This window comes from Fictibacillus halophilus (assembly GCF_042680145.1).
GTDB lineage: Bacteria > Bacillota > Bacilli > Bacillales > Fictibacillaceae > Fictibacillus > Fictibacillus halophilus_A.
The window spans coordinates 2,215,153-2,232,173 of record NZ_JBHTNQ010000001.1; the positions used below are offsets into that span (position 1 = coordinate 2,215,153).

Below are 17,021 nucleotides of genomic sequence, written 5' to 3' on the forward strand. Positions count from 1 at the left end.
AAAAGCACTGAGCAAAAACTGCTCAGTGCTTTTTGATTATATTTTATTTAATGCCTGTTCCAGGTCACTCCATATATCTTCCCAAGCTTCTAGACCAACAGATAAACGCAGAAGCTGATCATTAATTCCCATTTGCTTTCTGTTTTCTTCAGGAACTACCGCATGTGTCATGGTTGCCGGGTGCTGAATCAGAGTTTCCGCGTCACCCAGGCTTACCGCAATTTTTATTAATTGTAACGAATTCATAAAAGATTGAGCAGCAGCTTTATCTCCTTTAATCTGAAAACTGATAAGACCTCCTGCATTTTTCATTTGCTTATTTGCCAGTTCGTATTGAGGAAATTCAGGATCACCAGGGAACAGAATCTTTTCTACTGCCGGATGTTCTTTTAGCAATTCTGCAAGTTTTTTTGCATTATCACAATGACGGTCCATTCGTACAGGCAATGTTTTTATACCGCGCAGCAGCAGCCATGCATCAAATGGAGACATGATACCGCCAATATCTTTTTGAGTTGTCATAGCAAGATGACTCATAAGTTCATTGCTTCCTACTGCCAGCCCGCCTATAACATCACCATGGCCGCATAAATATTTTGTTGCGCTGTGAATGACAACATCACACCCTAATTCAAGCGGACGCTGCAAGTATGGCGAAGAAAAAGTATTGTCTACCACAACAGGTATACCGTATTCCTTCGCGATCCTTGCTACCATTTCTATATCCACAAGCTTCATTGTCGGATTGATTGGAGACTCTATATAAATGACAGTTGTATGATCCGTTATAGCTGCTCGAATAGAATCTTCATCATTCATGGAGTGAAAATCGTGTGTGATATGATATTTCTCTTCCATAAGCTGCAAAAGACCAAACGTACAGCCATATACACCTTCTGAACAAAGAATATGATCACCTGTTTTAGTAAGCCCCAGCAAAATAGCTGATACTGCAGCCATTCCAGATCCAAAAGCCAGACCCTTTTCGCCATTTTCCATGGAAGCAATCCGTTCTTCAAGCATTGAAACAGTAGGATTGCTTAACCGTGAATAGATGTATCCTTCTTGTTCACCAGCAAAACGGCTTGCTCCAGTTTCAGCTGTATCAAACACAAACGTAGACGTCTGAAATATTGGAGGAGACAAACTTCCATGGTGCTGCAGAGCATGATACCCTTTATGAATTACTTCTGTCTCAAAGCGTTTTGTATCCATTTCGACTTCTCCTTTTAGGACGATTTAAAATGTAAGCGCTTTCTTTATTATTATCATATATGATTGAGTACTTTTTTACAAATTGTCCTCTTAAATTTTATGTATATAGCAGGTATGGTTGACACAAGGGACAAAAAAAGTTTATACTGTTCTTTGTGTAAAATAAGTAGCACTGTGCCCATCAACAGTTATTATTTTGTACCTTGATTTTTAAATCAGGGAACACCGTGTAGCTTCGTGGCTGCTGAAGTGAAAGTGTTTTTCATACAAAATAAGCTCTTGAAAAGGTCATAGTCACTGTATTGTTTTAACACAAAACAAACAAGTGAAGGAGGAGTCATTAATGGCTCGTTATACAGGTTCAACATGGAAAGTTTCCCGTCGTCTTGGAATTTCTCTAAGCGGAACAGGAAAAGAATTATCTAAGCGTCCTTACGCACCAGGACAACATGGTCCTACTCAACGTAAGAAAATCTCTGAATATGGTTTACAACTACAAGAAAAGCAAAAGCTTCGTTTCATGTACGGTGTAAATGAGCGTCAATTCCGCCGCATTTTTAATGATGCTGGTAAAATGCCTGGTATCCATGGTGAAAACTTCATGGCTCTATTAGAAGCTCGTTTAGACAACGTTGTTTACCGTCTTGGTCTTGCTCGCACTCGTCGTGCATCTCGTCAATTAGTAAACCACGGTCACATCACAGTAAACGGAAAGCGTGTTGACATCGCTTCTTACCGTCTTTCTGCTGGAGATGTAATCGGAGTACGTGAAAAGTCACGCAACCTTACTGCTGTTAAAGAAGCAATCGAAGTAAACAACTTCGTACCTGACTTCTTAACTTTTGACGAAAACAAATTGGAAGGTACTTTCACTCGCTTACCAGAGCGTTCTGAGCTTCCAGCTGAGATCACAGAACAACTTATCGTTGAATACTACTCTCGTTAAGAGTTTAAAAAACCTGAAACCCATTATGGGCTTCAGGTTTTTTCTTTTTCCACTATGAACAACCAAGAAAAGTGAGAGCACGATTCTCCTTATCTGAAATTGCAGCAGCGAAAAAAAGACCATAATTCCTGAAGTTTTGGTCATATTCCCGCGAGTTTCATCCATAATCCCTGAAATTCATCCATTATTCCCGCGAGTTTTACTTATTTTCCCGCGAGTATACAATTTTAGGCAAATCCCGTTTCCTCTACTGTCCACGCAAAAAACAGACCGACACTAATTTCCTGCAATAAGAAAAGCCGTCTGAAAAACAGACGGCTCTTTTTATAATATATCCTTAAACATACTTGCTTTTATGTCTAGCTGGCGAGCTGCTGTTTCAATTCCAGTAAATTCTCCCATAGCTTGCGTAATAAGCTTTTGACTGTTAGAAATTCCTTGCTGAGATCGGTGCGTCACATCACTGATTCTTTTGATTTCACTTGAAATGCCTTCAATGTGCGAATTAACTTCCTGAATGGAATCCTGTACGCGATTGGCTAATTTACGAACCTCTACTGCAACCACATTAAAGCCTCTCCCATGGTCTCCTGCACGGGCAGCTTCTATAGCTGCATTTAAAGCTAAAAGATTTGTCTGAGTAGCAATTTCACGAATCGTTTTAACAATATCCTCTATTGAAGCTGCTTGCTGTTTTAAAGAATTTAGAAATTCTAGGTTCTCAGTAGATTCATGGACAAGCTTTTCCGTAGCAGCAGCTACTTCTCCGCTTTTATTTATTCCTTCTTCAGCACGATTAAGCAGTTCAGCTGCCATTTGCTGCAGTTGAGAAACGACTTCCATCGTATTTTTTTCTCTTTCTGTTATCTCAGTTGCAATCTTAACAACAGCTATGACATTTCCATCTTCATCTCTTACTGGTGTATAAGTTGCTTCAAGCCAGATTAGCCGGTTTGATTTTGTCAATCTTTGAATCTTTTCCTGAAAAGCCTTTCCTTCACGCAAGCTTTTCCAAAAGATATCATATTCCTTGCTTCTAGCAAATTCTTCTGTACAAAATTGTTTATGTAACAAGCCTGGCATCTCATCCAGTTCATATTCCACTGTTTTCGCAAAATTACTGTTAGCCCATAGCACTTTGCCCTGCGGGTTAAATTCAATCATAGCTACCGAATTTTCGATAGCAGCAAGCACAGCACCTTCATTTAAAACTTGCGTACTAGTTGTGTAATTTCTATCCATGATCAAAGACATTTCTTTTCCCCATTTTCAAGTAGTATTTATTTCTAATATTATACTAATAAGTTATTCATTACTAATTATAAATCCGATTTTGGATAAATAAAAAACCTCTTAACTGAATGTCATTAGTTAAGAGGTTCATACTTTTATTAATCTACTTCTTTTCCCATACTCTCCTGAAGAATATCAAACCATTGTTCACGGGTTAAAGTGATATTTGCAGCATTGATCGCTGACTGAATCCGTTTCATTTGTCCGCTGCCGACAATCGGCATCACTTTTGCCGGATGAGCCAGAAGCCATGCATAGGCAACTTCATCAATCGACACAGCACCTGTTTCTTTTGCAACTTTCTCAAGAACTTTCCTTGCTCTTAGACTTTTTTCATCTTGCCCTTTAAAAAGTTTTCCTCCAGCTAAAGGAGACCAAGCCATAGGTTTAATGTTTTCTTTTTGGAGATAGTTAATCGTGCCATCAAAGAATGGCTGTTCATGCAGTACTGATAATTCGATCTGATTTGTTACTAATGGTCCATTGAATTCACGCTGCAGCATTTCCATTTGGCGCGGCGTGAAATTTGAAACGCCAAAGTGCCTTACTTTTCCTTGTTCTTTTAATTGATGAAAAGCTTCAGCCGTTTCGTAGGGATCCATAAAAGGATCTGGGCGATGAATCAAAAGAACATCGAGATAATCTGTGTTCATCTTTTGCAATGAATTCTCAGCAGATGTAATGATATGCTCTTTGCTTGTGTCGTAGGATTTTATCTTATGATGCGGTCTGTTTTCCGATATCAGTTTAATTCCGCATTTTGTAACGATTTGAATATCTTTTCTTAATGATGGTTTTAAAGCAAGAGCTTGTCCAAAGATTTCTTCACACATATAATTTCCATAAATATCTGCATGGTCAAATGTCGTAATGCCTGCTTCTATACATTGCTCGACAAGATGGAGTAATTCTTCTGAGGTTAAATTCCATTCAGCTAACCTCCAGTGTCCATGAATGAATTGTGAGAAAGACAGGTCTTCTGCAATTTGAATTCTTTTCATAGCTGCACATCCTTTACGAAAATAGAGAAGAACCCTATATGTTAAAGGGTTCTTTCCTTTATAAATTTAGTATCTGATTAATGTGTACTTCTTCTTCCCTCTTCTAAGGATAACAAAACGGTTTTCGATTCTGTCTTTCGCATCGATCGTGTATGAGAGGTCTTGAACCTTTTCGCCATTTACAGAAACAGCACCGTTTGTTACATCTTCTCTTGCTTGACGCTTAGATGGTGAAATCTTAGCTTCAACTAAAAGATCTACAATGTTCATGTCTGCTTGGTTCTCTACAGAAAACGATGGAACATCTTTAAATCCTTGTTCGATTTCACTTGCAGTAAGGTCGCTAAGATTCCCGCTGAATAATGCTTCAGTAATTTTTACTGCTTGAAGGTATGCTTTTTCTCCATGAACAAGCGTTGTTACTTCACGTCCTAAAGCTTTTTGTGCTTCACGCTTTTCAGGAGCTTCAGCCATTGATTTTTCAAGTTCTGCAATTTGGTCCTTAGATAAGAATGTAAAGTATTTCAGCCAGTTAATAACGTCAGCATCTGCTGCATTCACCCAGAATTGGTAGAACTCATATGGCGTCGTTTTATCAGCATCTAACCAAATTGTTCCTGATGCTGTTTTCCCGAACTTTGTGCCATCCGCTTTAGTAATCAAAGGTATGGTTAATCCAAAAGCCTTTTCTTCTTCTCCAGATCGTCTGATTAACTCCATTCCTGCAGTAATGTTGCCCCACTGATCACTGCCACCGATCTGCAGCTTAATATCTTCTTTTTGGAAAAGATTTAAGAAGTCATAAGACTGCAAAATCATGTATGAAAACTCAGTAAAAGAAATTCCGCCTTCTAAACGTGAATCTACAGAATCCTTAGCAAGCATGTAGTTAATAGAGAAGTTCTTCCCTACATCACGCAGAAATTCAATCATTGTTAGCTGGCTTAGCCAGTCGTAGTTATTCACTGTATTTGCAGGGTTACCTTCTTTTTCAAAATCAAGGAGCCTCGAAAGCTGGCTTTTAATTTTTTCTGTCCATTGAACGACGATTTCAGCTTCGTTTAATGTTCTTTCTGTCTGTCTTCCACTTGGGTCACCAATCAGACCTGTACCTCCGCCAACAAGAGCATAAGGCTGATGCCCTGCTTCCTGAAATCTTCTTAATGTAAGAATCGGCAGTAAGTTACCAATATGGAGGCTGTCCGCTGTAGGATCAAATCCGCAGTAAAGCTTTACTTTCCCGCTTTCAAGTTCTTTTTCAAGCCCTTCTCGATCTGTAACCTGATTAAGCAGACCTCTAAATTCTAAGTCTTGTAATATGTTCATCTCTTTCTTTCCTTTCTCTTTTTAATGGCAATAAAAAAAGTCCCTTTCAAATTGAAAGGGACGTGATTACAATCTCGCGGTACCACCCTAATTAAAAGCTCGCTAAAAAAAGCTTTTCACTTCATTTCGTAACGGTTTCTATCCGTTCCTTGCTACTAAACGGTTCACAAGGAAAGCTCCAGGAGGTAATTCACAAACTGTCTTTGTACTGGTTTGCATCAACCACCAGCTTTCTGAAACAGGGAGACATCTGCTACTTATTCCTATCTTTGCTTTATCATTATTATTGTTCTTTTATTTTTACCATATGGACGAAATTCATGTCAATCTTATAATTTCAAAAAAACTGCCCATTTTCACAATTCGACCGTATGTTATACTTATACACGGGGGGGGAGTACCAAATGATGTCTCATTTTGATGGACTTAAACAAAAATGGGAGAAATTTGTCCACTTTTTGAATGAAAAAAGTATTATTCGAACAGCACGAATTACATATAACGTTACTTGGAACATGTTTTTGATCGTCACAGTTCTTTTTGTTTTGGGTGGTGTTTTCGCAGCTGGAGTCGGAGCAGGATTCTTTGCGTCACTAGTAAAGGATGAACCAGTACGCGCTTACTCCGCTATGAAAGAAGACATCTACAACTACGAGGAAACAAGCACTGTTTATTTTGATAACGATCAATACATGGGTAAACTTCAATCAGACTTGGACAGGCAAGAAATTAAATTAAAAGACGTTTCTCCATACGTAATTAAAGCGATTATCTCTACAGAAGATCAATATTTTTATGAACATAAAGGCATAGTGCCGAAAGCGATTCTGCGTGCAATGTATGAAGAATTTTCGGGTGCCTCAATCGTAACAGGCGGAAGTACGCTTACACAGCAGTTAATAAAAAATCAAATCCTTACTAATGAAGTTTCATTTGATAGAAAAGCAAAAGAAATACTTCTAGCTATGCGTCTTGAAAAAGTATTAAAGAAAGATGAGATTCTTGAAGCTTATCTCAATATTGTCCCTTATGGCCGTAATTCTTCTGGACGAAACGTGGCTGGAATCCAGGCAGCATCTGAAGGTATATTTGGAGTAGAAGCTTCCAAGCTTAATTTGGCACAAGCAGCCTACATAGCAGGACTTCCAAAGAACCCGTTTGTGTACACGCCTTTCAACAATGGCGGTGAGCCAAAAGAAGATATTTCAGCAGGCTTAAAACGGATGAAGACTGTTCTAAGCCGCATGCTCTCAGCTGGAACGATTACACAAGCTGAATATGATGAAGCGATTAAATATGACATTAAGAAAAATTTAACGACCAATAAGCAATCTTCTTTTGAAAAGTATCCGTTCTTAACAGTTGAAGTTCAAAAGCGTACAGTTGAAGTTCTTACAAAATTAGAGGCTGAAAAAGACGGTAAGAAAGTAGAAGAATTAACTCCTGAAGAATTAAAAGAATATCAGGATAACGCACGTGTTCAGATCAGGCAAAAAGGAATTAAAATTCATACAACTATCAATCAAAAAATTTATGATGAAATGCAGCAGGTCGTTAAAAATGATGGATTATTCGGACCAGCTAATCAGTATGTATACAATAATAAAGGGCAACGAATAAAACTCGAGAAACCGCAGCCTGAAGAAGTCGGAGCAACATTAATAGACAATAAAACAGGAAAGATAATCAGTTTTGTTGGCGGGCGTGATTTTAATAGAGAACAAACTAATCATGCCACAAGCGCACCTAGACAAAACGGTTCAACAATGAAGCCATTACTCGCATACTCTTATGCTGTCGAAACAGGCAAAGTTCAACCTGGTACGATTGTACCTGACACACCAATCGACATAAATGGCTGGAAACCTAATAACTATGATAAAGATTTCGATGGTCTAGTTTCTGTTCGTCATTCACTTAAGAAATCTAGAAATATTCCTGCTATCAGATCTTATCAAAGAGTCGATCATGCGAAAGCTACAGAAAAGCTGATTCAAATGGGAGTAACTACTCTTACTAAAGGTGATAGAGCCCACACTGCAATGGCACTAGGTGCTCTAGATGTAGGGATTACAGTCGAAGAAAACGTGAATGCTTTTTCTACATTTGCAAACAGCGGTAAATTTGTTGATGCTTATATGATTGATAGAATAGAAACAAATGACGGTGAAGTGATCTATCAGCACAAAAGTGAACCGAAACAAGTTTATAGTCCTCAAACATCATATCTAATGATTGATATGATGAGAGATGTACTTTCATCTGGTACTGCCGCAGGTGTACCTCGAAAACTGGCATTCCAATCTGATTGGGCTGGTAAGACAGGAACCACCAATGAAGATAAAGATTCATGGTTTGTTGCCTCTAATCCTAATGTTACATTCGGAGTTTGGATCGGTTATGACACACCTGCTGATTTAGCTGGTAATACCGGCCAAAGAAATCAGACCATATGGGCTCAGCTTATAAATGCAGCTCATAAACATGCACCACAATTAGTTGACCCTGAACAAAGATTTGCGATGCCATCAGGAATTGTACGCCGTGAAATTTGCGGAATCTCAGGTAAACTTCCATCAGATCTTTGTCGAAGTGCGGGTCTTGTAACAACAGATTTGTTTAATGCAAAGTTCACTCCTAAAGAAGTCGATGATACTTTAACAAAAGGCCGTTATGTAGTTGTAGGAGACGCAAAATATAAAGCACTGCCAACAACACCTGAAGAATTTACTAAAGAGGGTGTGCTTATAAAAGAAGAATTCTTAAAGGAACTCGGATTAGAAACTCTGAATAAGCTTACCCAGAAAATTGATCTCTTGAGCAACATTGTTCCTGAGAAAGAGTTAAAAGAGAATGGCAAAGTGCCTTCACCAGTTTCAGGAGCGAAAATGTCTGATGGCGTATTATCGTGGTCAGCACATGGTGAGAATGATGTGATCGGATACCGTATCTATCATTCAACAGATGGCAAATCGTTTAAGAAAATAGGATCCGTTACAGCAGATAAAACTTCTGCGAAAGTTCCAAACGGAGTTGTCTATGTAACAGCCGTTGATATCGCTGGAAAAGAATCAGCTGCTCAGACAAAGGTTCAAGTCGGGGAAAAGAAACCGGAGGAGCCAGGGACGCCTACTCCTCCAGGTGATGGAGATAAACCGGGTGAACCACAGGATCCTCCACCGCCTCCAACTGATCCAGGCACAGGAGATCCTCCCCCAGCAACTACACAAAATAAAAAGAAAGACAAAAAACCCTCGAATTGATTCGAGGGTTTTTGCTGTCTTTTATTCAATTAGTCTTCCATTGTAGAAAGATCGCCTGTAGGAAGATCAAGCTCCCAAGCCTTTAGTACACGTCGCATAATTTTACCGCTTCGTGTTTTTGGAAGTTTATCGCGGAATTCAATCTCACGAGGAGCCGCATGCGCTGCGAGTCCGGATTTTACAAAACTTCTAATCTCTTCAATAAGCTCGTCGTTTGGCTCATAGCCAGAACGCAAGGCGATGAATGCTTTAATAATTTCACCGCGAACAGGGTCTGGCTTACCAATTACACCTGCTTCTGCAACAGCGGGATGTTCAACAAGCTTGCTCTCTACCTCAAAAGGTCCTACACGTTCTCCAGAAGTCATGATCACATCGTCAATTCTTCCCTGGAACCAGAAATATCCGTCTTCATCCATGTAAGCTGAATCGCCTGATACATACCAGCCGCCAGGAGTAAAATATGAATCATACTTTTCAGGGTTATTCCAAATTTTCCGCATCATAGACGGCCAGCCCTTTTTAATCGCAAGGTTACCCATACGGTACGGAGGCAAGATATTATCCTGATCATCAATAATGGCTGCTTCAACACCAGGGAATGGTTTGCCCATTGAGCCTGGTTTAATTTCCATCGCAGGATAGTTGCTGATCAATTGGCCGCCTGTTTCAGTCATCCACCAGTTATCGTGGATACGAAGATTAAATACCTTCATCCCCCATCGGACGACTTCAGGGTTTAGAGGTTCACCTACACTCAGGATATGACGCAGAGTGGACAAATCGAATTTCTTCACAACTTCATCACCAGCACCCATCAGCATACGGAAAGCTGTAGGTGCACTGTACCAAACTGTTACGCCGTATTTTTCAATGGTTCCATACCAGTCTTCTGGTGAAAAACGTCCGCCTCTAATGACACTGGAAGCCCCGTTCAGCCATGGTCCAAAGATACCATAAGATGTTCCAGTTACCCATCCAGGATCTGCTGTACACCAGTATACATCTTCTTCTTTTAGATCCAGAACCCATTTAGAAGTCTGATAATGCTGAAGCATTGCATTGTGTACATGCAGCACACCTTTCGGCTTACCTGTTGAACCTGATGTATAATGAAGGATTAATCCGTCTTCGCGGTCAACCCATTCAATATCGAGATCTTTAGAGGCTTTAGCCATGCGGTCATAGTAACTTACAAATGGACCTTCTTCTTTTACATCTTCTCCAACAAGAATTACATTTTTTAAGTTAGGCAGTTCACTGACAGGTACACGTTCTAAAAGTGAAGGTGTTGTCACCAGCACTTTTGCTTCACTGTCTTCAAGTCTGTCTCTTACAGCACCTTCCATAAATGCTTCAAAAAGAGGACCTACAATAGCTCCTAATTTGACGGCACCAAGGAATGAGAAATAAAGCTCAGGTGAACGCGGCATAAAAATAAACACACGATCCCCTTTTTCTACTCCTAGCTGACGCAGCATATTTCCTGCTTTATTAGACATTTCCTTCATTTCTTTGAACGTGTACTTCTCGTCCCTCTTTTGATCTGAAAAATAAAGAGCGACTTTGTTTTTTCGATGGGATGCAGCATGACGGTCAATGGCTTCATATGCCATATTTACTCGACCTGTCTTATGCCAGGAGAATTCTTTTTCAATGTCTTTCCAATCAAATGCTCCGTATGCTGCCTCATAATCTTGTAAATTAAAATCACCTTTTATTATCGGAAGCGCTTCCAGTTTCATTGCTATTTCTCCCTTCCCTATTGAATATCCCTTCAAGTATAACATATTATCAAAATTTTTTAACTTATTAGAACTATCTATAAAAAGGGTTATGAAACCCCTTACAACGTGACAATATCATGTATAATAGAAGATGGAAACAAACCTAGGTGGTGTAGACATGAAACACAATAAAACATATAACTGCGTTGCTTTAAAAACATCTCATGGCACAATAACCGTTGAAGGACCCGTGTCAGCCGAAACACTGGAGGGTCTTTATTTTCATGAAGATCTAAAGGCGTTCAGGCCAGCTAACGAGCAAAAAAAGGCTGTTACTGAAATTGCTAAGCTGGATGAAGGAAGAATTATTATCGCAAGAAATAAAGATACAGTCGTCGGTTATGTTACATATGTGTATCCAGACCCTCTTGAACGGTGGTCAGAGGGCAACATGGACAATCTGCTGGAACTTGGTGCTATTGAAGTAATACCTGACTACCGAAATTTTAAAGTTGGCAAGACGCTTTTAAAAGTTTCAATGATGGATGATGCGATGGAAGACTACATCATCATCACAACTGAGTACTATTGGCATTGGGACTTAAAAGGGACAAAGCTTTCTGTTTGGGATTATAGAAAGATCATGGAAAAAATGATGAATGCAGGTGACCTTGAATATATGGCCACAGATGATCCAGAAATCAGTTCACACCCAGCAAACTGTTTAATGGTGCGGATCGGAAAGCGAATCGACCTTGATAGCGTCCAGCGGTTTGATCGAATCCGTTTTAAGAATCGATTTATGTATTAATTCGACCGACAATACAGAGAGAATTTACATGGGAGTGGTATATTGTGATCGTTCAAAATATGATGCAAAAAAACACAGTGACAATTCATGCGGAAGAAACGATTGGAACAGCCCTTAAACTTATGCTTGATAAAGATGTACGTTATCTCCCTGTTGTTGATGACAGAGGCAATTTGTTGGGTCTTGTTACTGACCGGGAAGTAAAAGATGCAAGTCCATCCATTTTTCATCAAAATGAACATCCTGAAGACTTTGAGAAGCCTGTGTCAACGATTATGAAAAATGCCGTTTTCACAGCGCATCCATTAGATATTGCAGAAGAACTCTCAACTATTTTTTACGAACATAACATTAGCTGCATTCCAGTTTTAGAAGATAATAAACTAGTAGGTTTAGTTACGGAACGAGAAATGCTCCATGCTTTTATTCAGTTAACAGGTACTCATCAGCCAGGGTCTCATTTGGAGGTTGCTGTACCTAATGAAGCGGGCCAGCTAGCGAAAGTAGCCAGTGTATTAAAGGATTTTCATTTAAATATCAGCTCTGTACTCGTTTACCCATCTCATGATGAAAAAGAGAAGATTGTTGTTTTCAGAGTTGGAACGATGAACCCCTTGCCAGTAATTGAGCATTTAATTGACCATGGCTATGAAGTGAAGTGGCCTCCTGTTCCAGGTGAGAACAATGGGAAATGATTCTGTCTTTGTTTATTCACCAGATCTCTTAGGCTATAAATTTAATGATACACACCCCTTTAACCAGCTTAGAGTTCAGCTGGCTTATGAGCTGCTTAAAGATTCAGGCTGTCTGGATGACAGCAAGATTGTCCTTCCCAGACAGGCTACAGACGAAGAAATCATGCTTATTCATGACAAAGGTTATGTTGAAGCTGTTAAAAAAGCGGGAGAAGGAAAACTCAGCAAAGAAATCGGGCTTAATTACGGACTTGGTACGGAAGATACGCCGATCTTTCAAAACATGCATGAAGCAAGCAGCTGGATTGTTGGGGCTACACTTACGGCTGTCGATTGGGTCATGGAAGGGAAAGCAAAGCACGCTCTTAGTTTGAGCGGAGGTCTTCATCACGGATTCAGAGGTAAAGCATCTGGTTTTTGTATCTATAATGACAGCTCTATCGCCATTGAATATATGAAGCAAAAGTATAAAGCACGTGTTTTGTATGTAGATACAGATGCTCACCACGGAGACGGTGTTCAATGGGCTTTCTATGACGATCCGGATGTATGTACGTTATCAATTCACGAAACGGGAAGATATTTATTTCCTGGAACAGGCTCCATTCATGAAAAAGGTGCTGGGAAAGGTTATGGCTATTCTTTTAACGTTCCTGTTGATGCATTTACTGAAGATGAATCTTTTTTAGAATGCTATGAAAAGAGCCTGTGGGAAGTTGCTGACTTTTTTAAACCGGATGTAATCATCACCCAAAATGGTGTAGATGCTCATTATTATGATCCTCTAACCCACTTGTCTGTGACGATGAAAACGTATGCTGAAATACCGAGAATAGCAAAAGAAGTAGCAGATAAGTACTGTGGCGGGCGCTGGATAGCAACAGGCGGAGGCGGATATGATATTTGGCGCGTCGTGCCGAGAGCATGGTCTTATTTATGGTGTGTGATGAATGATAATGCACCAACTGGTCCGATCGCAGAGAGCTGGCTTACACGCTGGGATAAAGAAGCCAAGCATCCATTGCCTCGTACATGGGAAGATGAAGCTGGCATCTATAAGCCGATTCCAAGAAAAGATGAAATCACTTCAAAAAACAGGTCAACTCTTGAAAAAAGCCTGTATTCCATTCGAAAAAGCTCATAAAAGTAGGAGGACTCTGCAGCGAGTCCTCCTTTTTGAATACTATTCTATGTCAATTATTGATAATCGCACGTTATTTTAACAATAAACGATTTTCGACAAAGTATCGTATTCCTTCTGCAATATAGAAACGTTCCATATCAAAAAAACTGGCTCAACTTGGCCAGATATATGCCTATGTTGAGCCAGCTGTATAATTTTATATGGATTCTATAATAGATTCAACCATATCAGATGAACGCCTTGCTGCAAGTGCGGTAAATTCTCCAAAGCTTGCCGGAGCTTCACCGTTTGCTTTATCTGAGATGGAGCGAATAATAACAAATGGTACCTCGTTTAAGAAGCAAGCTTGAGCTACAGCCGATCCTTCCATCTCGATGCAAGATCCATTAAACAGTGTACGGTAAATTTCCACCAGCTCACGATCTGCAATGAACTGATCACCGCTTAATACTTTGCCAACCTTTACTTGTGGTCCTGAAAGATTTTCAGCCGCTGTCTCTGCCAGTTTAACAAGCTTCTCATCCGCTTTAAACTCAGAATCAAAGGCAAACATAGGAATTGTTCCCTTTGGAAAATCAGGACTCAATGCAGATGCATCGATATCATGCTGCATCGCGCTCGAAGAAATGACGATATCCCCGACTTCAAGAACAGGGTCAAGTGCACCAGCAACACCAGTGAATAGGATGTGAGTAACTTGGAATCTGTCGATCAGAATCTGTGTAGTAATCGCTGCATTAACTTTACCTACACCTGATTTACAGAGTACTACCTCTTTATTATGATGTGTGCCCTCATAAAATTTATTTTGTGCGAAAATGCTTTCCCCATATATATCAAGTGCTTCTTTCATATATACGATTTCTTCATCCATTGCACCGATAATACCAATTCTCAATTCTCCCACCTCATCAAATCGTCTTTATTTGGCTGTTTTCGCAAAATTTGTTACTTTGAAAGTAGTTGATTTCCGTTCCAGGATGCTCGCTTTCCGCGGGGCGTGCGGTGAGCCTCCCTAGCGCTTTGCACTGGCGGGGTCTCACCTGTCCCGCTGATCCCGCAGGAGTCTCGCACCTTGCACTCCAATCAACTTTCAATGAAGAGGATAAAAAATGCCCTAGCAACAATCTTTTGAAAAAAATCCTCTATTTTGTAGAATCTCTAAATTGAATACGATGAGGCAATACAACAGTGTGTTCTTCCACCGTTTCTTTGTTCATTAACTTTGTCAGCAATCTCATTGCTACCGCTCCGATATCATACATAGGCTGTACGACTGTTGAAAGGGTTGGACGAACCATAGTCGCAAGTCTGGTATTATCGAATCCAATAACTTCAATATCTTCAGGAACCTTTAAACCGCGATCCTGGGCGCCATGAATAACACCTAAAGCCATTTCGTCTGTTCCTACAAAAATAGCAGATGGTTTATTACCGCTGTCAAGGAAAGACTCGACAGCTTCAATACCTGAATCGTACGTGTATTCACCGACAAAAACTTGGCTCTCATCCACTTTTTTCCCGTGTTCTTCTAACGCTTTTCGGTAGCCGTTAAACTTATAGTAACCGTTGATTGGATCCTCTAGAGGTCCTGTCACCATAGCGACAGATGAGTGTCCTTTTTCAAGAAGGTTTGTAACTGCTTCGTAAACAGCATTTTCATAATCGATATTAACTGAAGGAACTTCTTCGTTCATGTCCACCGTTGCTGCCATAACAATCGGAACCGGAGCACGCTTGAACTCTTCTACATGCTCTTCTGTAATCTTTCCGCCCATGAACACAATTCCATCTACTTGTTTTCCAAGCAGTGTGTTCAACAGATGGATTTCTTTTTCTTTGTTCTGATCAGAGTTACATAAAATAATATTGTATTTATACATCGTCGCAATATCTTCAATACCCCTTGCTAATTCAGCAAAGAAGATACTTGAGATATCTGGGATGATAACCCCTACAGTCGTAGTTTTTTTACTTGCTAGTCCTCTTGCTACTGCGTTAGGGCGATAGCCTAATCTTTCAATTGCTTCTAATACCTTTTTACGGGTAGATGGCTTAACGTTTGGGTTTCCATTAACAACACGTGAAACCGTTGCCATTGAAACGCCTGCCTCGCGTGCCACATCATAAATTGTTGTATTCAAAAAAAGTCCTCCTTTTTTACTGCATGTCCGACAGCTATGAATGCTAATATCATACGATAAAGTAGTAAAGTAGGCAACGAATAGGAGCATGTTTCACGATTTATTCAATAATTGAAATGATTTTAAAAGAAAACATACCTATTTTGCTTATTTTTGGCGAAATTAGGGTTTATCATACTCTCTTTTAGTTTTGAAACATAATAAATACCGGCAGCGTTATTTGCTGCCGGCTAGTCGAAACACTCTATACCATCTGATTCATTTTAATAAAGCCTGTTTTAACAAGTTCACTAACGAACTTTTCAAACTCGCTAATGTTCATTTGCTGTGCTGCATCTGATAAAGCCACTGCAGGATCAGGATGTACTTCAGCCATTACTCCATCAGCTCCAATTGCTAATGCTGCTTTAGCCGCAGGAAGAAGCAGATCCTTTCTCCCTGTAGAATGTGTAACATCTACAAATACAGGAAGATGTGTTTCTTGTTTTAGAATTGGAACAGCTGTTATATCCAGCGTGTTTCGAGTTGCTCTTTCATAGGTACGGATTCCTCTCTCACAAAGGATGATCTGGCCGTTTCCTTGAGACATGATATACTCAGCTGAATTGATAAACTCTTCGATCGTAGCAGATAACCCTCTTTTTAAAAGAATAGGCTTGTCTATTTTCCCTGCCGCTTTAAGTAATTCGTAGTTTTGCATATTTCTTGCACCGATTTGGATGACATCCAAATACTCAGAAGCCATTTCTAAATCATCTGGATGAACGATTTCACTGATTACTGCACAGTTGTACTCATCTGCAACTTTTTTTAATATTTTCAGCCCATCAATACCAAGCCCTTGAAAATCGTATGGAGAAGTACGAGGTTTAAACGCCCCGCCACGAAGAATTCTCAAACCATTGTCCGTTACAGCTTGGGCTACTTCTGCTGTTTGTTCATAGCTTTCTACAGCACAAGGACCCGCAATTAGAATCGGACTTCCGCTTCCGATTTCAGTCCCTTTTACCGATATAACAGTATCCTGTGATCGCTGTTTTCTGGAAACGAGCAGCGCTTTTCTATGATCGTCTTCTTGCAGTTCCAGACCTGCTTTAAATATTTCTTTGAAAAGGTGCTGCATTGTAGCTGTTTCAAACGGACCCTCATTTTCTGATGCAATTAAGTTCAGCATGTGTCTTTCTCGTACAGGGTCATATTTTTTCATGCCTTGTGCGGTCTTAATCTTTCCGATCTTCTGAACAAGCTCGCCGCGTTTACTGATTAGCTCCAAAAGCTCTTTATTAATTTCATCAAGCTCAGTCCGTAATGTGTTTAATTCTGGATGATTCATCTATATACACCTCTGTATTTATAAAATGTAAAAAATGTGATACATTTCTAATAATTAGGCTATAAAATTATCAGCTTAAATCGTTTAAACAATTCCTTACGTCTATCGTATCAAAAAGAGGTG

At 39.7% G+C, this 17,021-nt stretch carries 13 protein-coding genes and 1 other annotated feature; of the genes, 5 read left to right on the forward strand and 8 right to left on the reverse strand.

Going from position 1 to position 17,021, the window contains the following annotated elements:
• Positions 1-36: 36 nt before the first annotated feature.
• Positions 37-1,215 (reverse strand): methionine gamma-lyase, encoded by a 1,179-nt coding sequence (gene megL, locus ACFQ4X_RS11400; protein ID WP_379835222.1) that lies wholly within the window; start codon positions 1,213-1,215, stop codon positions 37-39.
• A 343-nt stretch (positions 1,216-1,558) separates the two neighbouring features.
• On the opposite strand from megL, the gene rpsD reads away from it, so the two are divergent.
• Positions 1,559-2,161, forward strand: a complete 603-nt coding sequence (rpsD, locus tag ACFQ4X_RS11405) for a 30S ribosomal protein S4 (protein ID WP_077359336.1) — start codon at positions 1,559-1,561, stop codon at positions 2,159-2,161.
• A 324-nt stretch (positions 2,162-2,485) separates the two neighbouring features.
• Here the strand turns inward: rpsD and ACFQ4X_RS11410 are convergent, their stop codons facing one another.
• From ACFQ4X_RS11410 to tyrS, 3 genes are all read right to left on the reverse strand, one after another.
• On the reverse strand, positions 2,486-3,415 hold the full coding sequence (locus tag ACFQ4X_RS11410) for a methyl-accepting chemotaxis protein (protein ID WP_379835224.1): 930 nt from the start codon (positions 3,413-3,415) through the stop codon (positions 2,486-2,488).
• A gap of 137 nt (positions 3,416-3,552) precedes the next feature.
• Positions 3,553-4,455, reverse strand: coding sequence for an aldo/keto reductase (locus ACFQ4X_RS11415; RefSeq protein WP_379835226.1), 903 nt, complete (start codon positions 4,453-4,455; stop codon positions 3,553-3,555).
• Positions 4,456-4,521: 66 nt separating this feature from the next.
• Complete coding sequence (gene tyrS, locus ACFQ4X_RS11420) at positions 4,522-5,781, reverse strand: tyrosine--tRNA ligase (RefSeq protein ID WP_379835228.1); 1,260 nt, start codon at positions 5,779-5,781, stop codon at positions 4,522-4,524.
• Between the two features lie 53 nt (positions 5,782-5,834).
• Positions 5,835-6,060, reverse strand: a binding site (T-box leader).
• Between the two features lie 128 nt (positions 6,061-6,188).
• Here tyrS and ACFQ4X_RS11425 point away from each other — a divergent pair.
• Positions 6,189-9,044, forward strand: a complete 2,856-nt coding sequence (locus ACFQ4X_RS11425; RefSeq protein ID WP_379837150.1) for a transglycosylase domain-containing protein — start codon at positions 6,189-6,191, stop codon at positions 9,042-9,044.
• Between the two features lie 29 nt (positions 9,045-9,073).
• Here the strand turns inward: ACFQ4X_RS11425 and acsA are convergent, their stop codons facing one another.
• Positions 9,074-10,789, reverse strand: a complete 1,716-nt coding sequence (gene acsA, locus ACFQ4X_RS11430) for an acetate--CoA ligase (protein ID WP_379835230.1) — start codon at positions 10,787-10,789, stop codon at positions 9,074-9,076.
• Positions 10,790-10,949: 160 nt separating this feature from the next.
• Here acsA and ACFQ4X_RS11435 point away from each other — a divergent pair, with 160 nt between their 5' ends.
• The 3 genes from ACFQ4X_RS11435 to ACFQ4X_RS11445 are packed head-to-tail and all read left to right on the forward strand — an operon-like array spanning position 10,950 to position 13,421.
• Positions 10,950-11,582, forward strand: coding sequence for a GNAT family N-acetyltransferase (locus tag ACFQ4X_RS11435; protein ID WP_379835232.1), 633 nt, complete (start codon positions 10,950-10,952; stop codon positions 11,580-11,582).
• Positions 11,583-11,626: 44 nt separating this feature from the next.
• Positions 11,627-12,277 carry an acetoin utilization AcuB family protein gene (locus ACFQ4X_RS11440; RefSeq protein WP_379835233.1) on the forward strand — a complete coding sequence of 217 codons (651 nt, stop codon included), beginning with the start codon at positions 11,627-11,629 and terminating at the stop codon, positions 12,275-12,277.
• The gene (locus ACFQ4X_RS11445) at positions 12,267-13,421 is read left to right on the forward strand and encodes an acetoin utilization protein AcuC (protein ID WP_379835235.1); all 1,155 of its coding nucleotides are present in this window, start codon (positions 12,267-12,269) and stop codon (positions 13,419-13,421) included. The genes ACFQ4X_RS11440 and ACFQ4X_RS11445 overlap by 11 nt, the downstream gene beginning before the upstream one ends.
• A gap of 196 nt (positions 13,422-13,617) precedes the next feature.
• On the opposite strand, the gene ACFQ4X_RS11450 is transcribed toward ACFQ4X_RS11445, so the two are convergent.
• The 3 genes from ACFQ4X_RS11450 to ACFQ4X_RS11460 all read right to left on the reverse strand — a co-directional run bounded on the left by ACFQ4X_RS11450 (position 13,618) and on the right by ACFQ4X_RS11460 (position 16,898).
• On the reverse strand, positions 13,618-14,319 hold the full coding sequence (locus ACFQ4X_RS11450; RefSeq protein ID WP_379835237.1) for a 5'-methylthioadenosine/adenosylhomocysteine nucleosidase: 702 nt from the start codon (positions 14,317-14,319) through the stop codon (positions 13,618-13,620).
• A gap of 247 nt (positions 14,320-14,566) precedes the next feature.
• On the reverse strand, positions 14,567-15,565 hold the full coding sequence (gene ccpA / locus ACFQ4X_RS11455) for a catabolite control protein A (RefSeq protein WP_379835239.1): 999 nt from the start codon (positions 15,563-15,565) through the stop codon (positions 14,567-14,569).
• A gap of 244 nt (positions 15,566-15,809) precedes the next feature.
• Positions 15,810-16,898 (reverse strand): bifunctional 3-deoxy-7-phosphoheptulonate synthase/chorismate mutase, encoded by a 1,089-nt coding sequence (locus ACFQ4X_RS11460; protein ID WP_379835241.1) that lies wholly within the window; start codon positions 16,896-16,898, stop codon positions 15,810-15,812.
• Positions 16,899-17,021 lie beyond the last annotated feature (123 nt).

Bases quoted from the DNA above. Each gene is read 5' to 3' on its own strand.
- megL (WP_379835222.1), bottom strand. From the start codon at position 1,215: ATGGATACAAAACGCTTTGAGACAGAAGTAATTCATAAAGGGTATCAT.
- rpsD (WP_077359336.1), top strand. From the start codon at position 1,559: ATGGCTCGTTATACAGGTTCAACATGGAAAGTTTCCCGTCGTCTTGGA.
- ACFQ4X_RS11410 (WP_379835224.1), bottom strand. From the start codon at position 3,415: ATGTCTTTGATCATGGATAGAAATTACACAACTAGTACGCAAGTTTTA.
- ACFQ4X_RS11415 (WP_379835226.1), bottom strand. From the start codon at position 4,455: ATGAAAAGAATTCAAATTGCAGAAGACCTGTCTTTCTCACAATTCATT.
- tyrS (WP_379835228.1), bottom strand. From the start codon at position 5,781: ATGAACATATTACAAGACTTAGAATTTAGAGGTCTGCTTAATCAGGTT.
- ACFQ4X_RS11425 (WP_379837150.1), top strand. From the start codon at position 6,189: ATGTCTCATTTTGATGGACTTAAACAAAAATGGGAGAAATTTGTCCAC.
- acsA (WP_379835230.1), bottom strand. From the start codon at position 10,789: ATGAAACTGGAAGCGCTTCCGATAATAAAAGGTGATTTTAATTTACAA.
- ACFQ4X_RS11435 (WP_379835232.1), top strand. From the start codon at position 10,950: ATGAAACACAATAAAACATATAACTGCGTTGCTTTAAAAACATCTCAT.
- ACFQ4X_RS11445 (WP_379835235.1), top strand. From the start codon at position 12,267: ATGGGAAATGATTCTGTCTTTGTTTATTCACCAGATCTCTTAGGCTAT.
- ACFQ4X_RS11460 (WP_379835241.1), bottom strand. From the start codon at position 16,898: ATGAATCATCCAGAATTAAACACATTACGGACTGAGCTTGATGAAATT.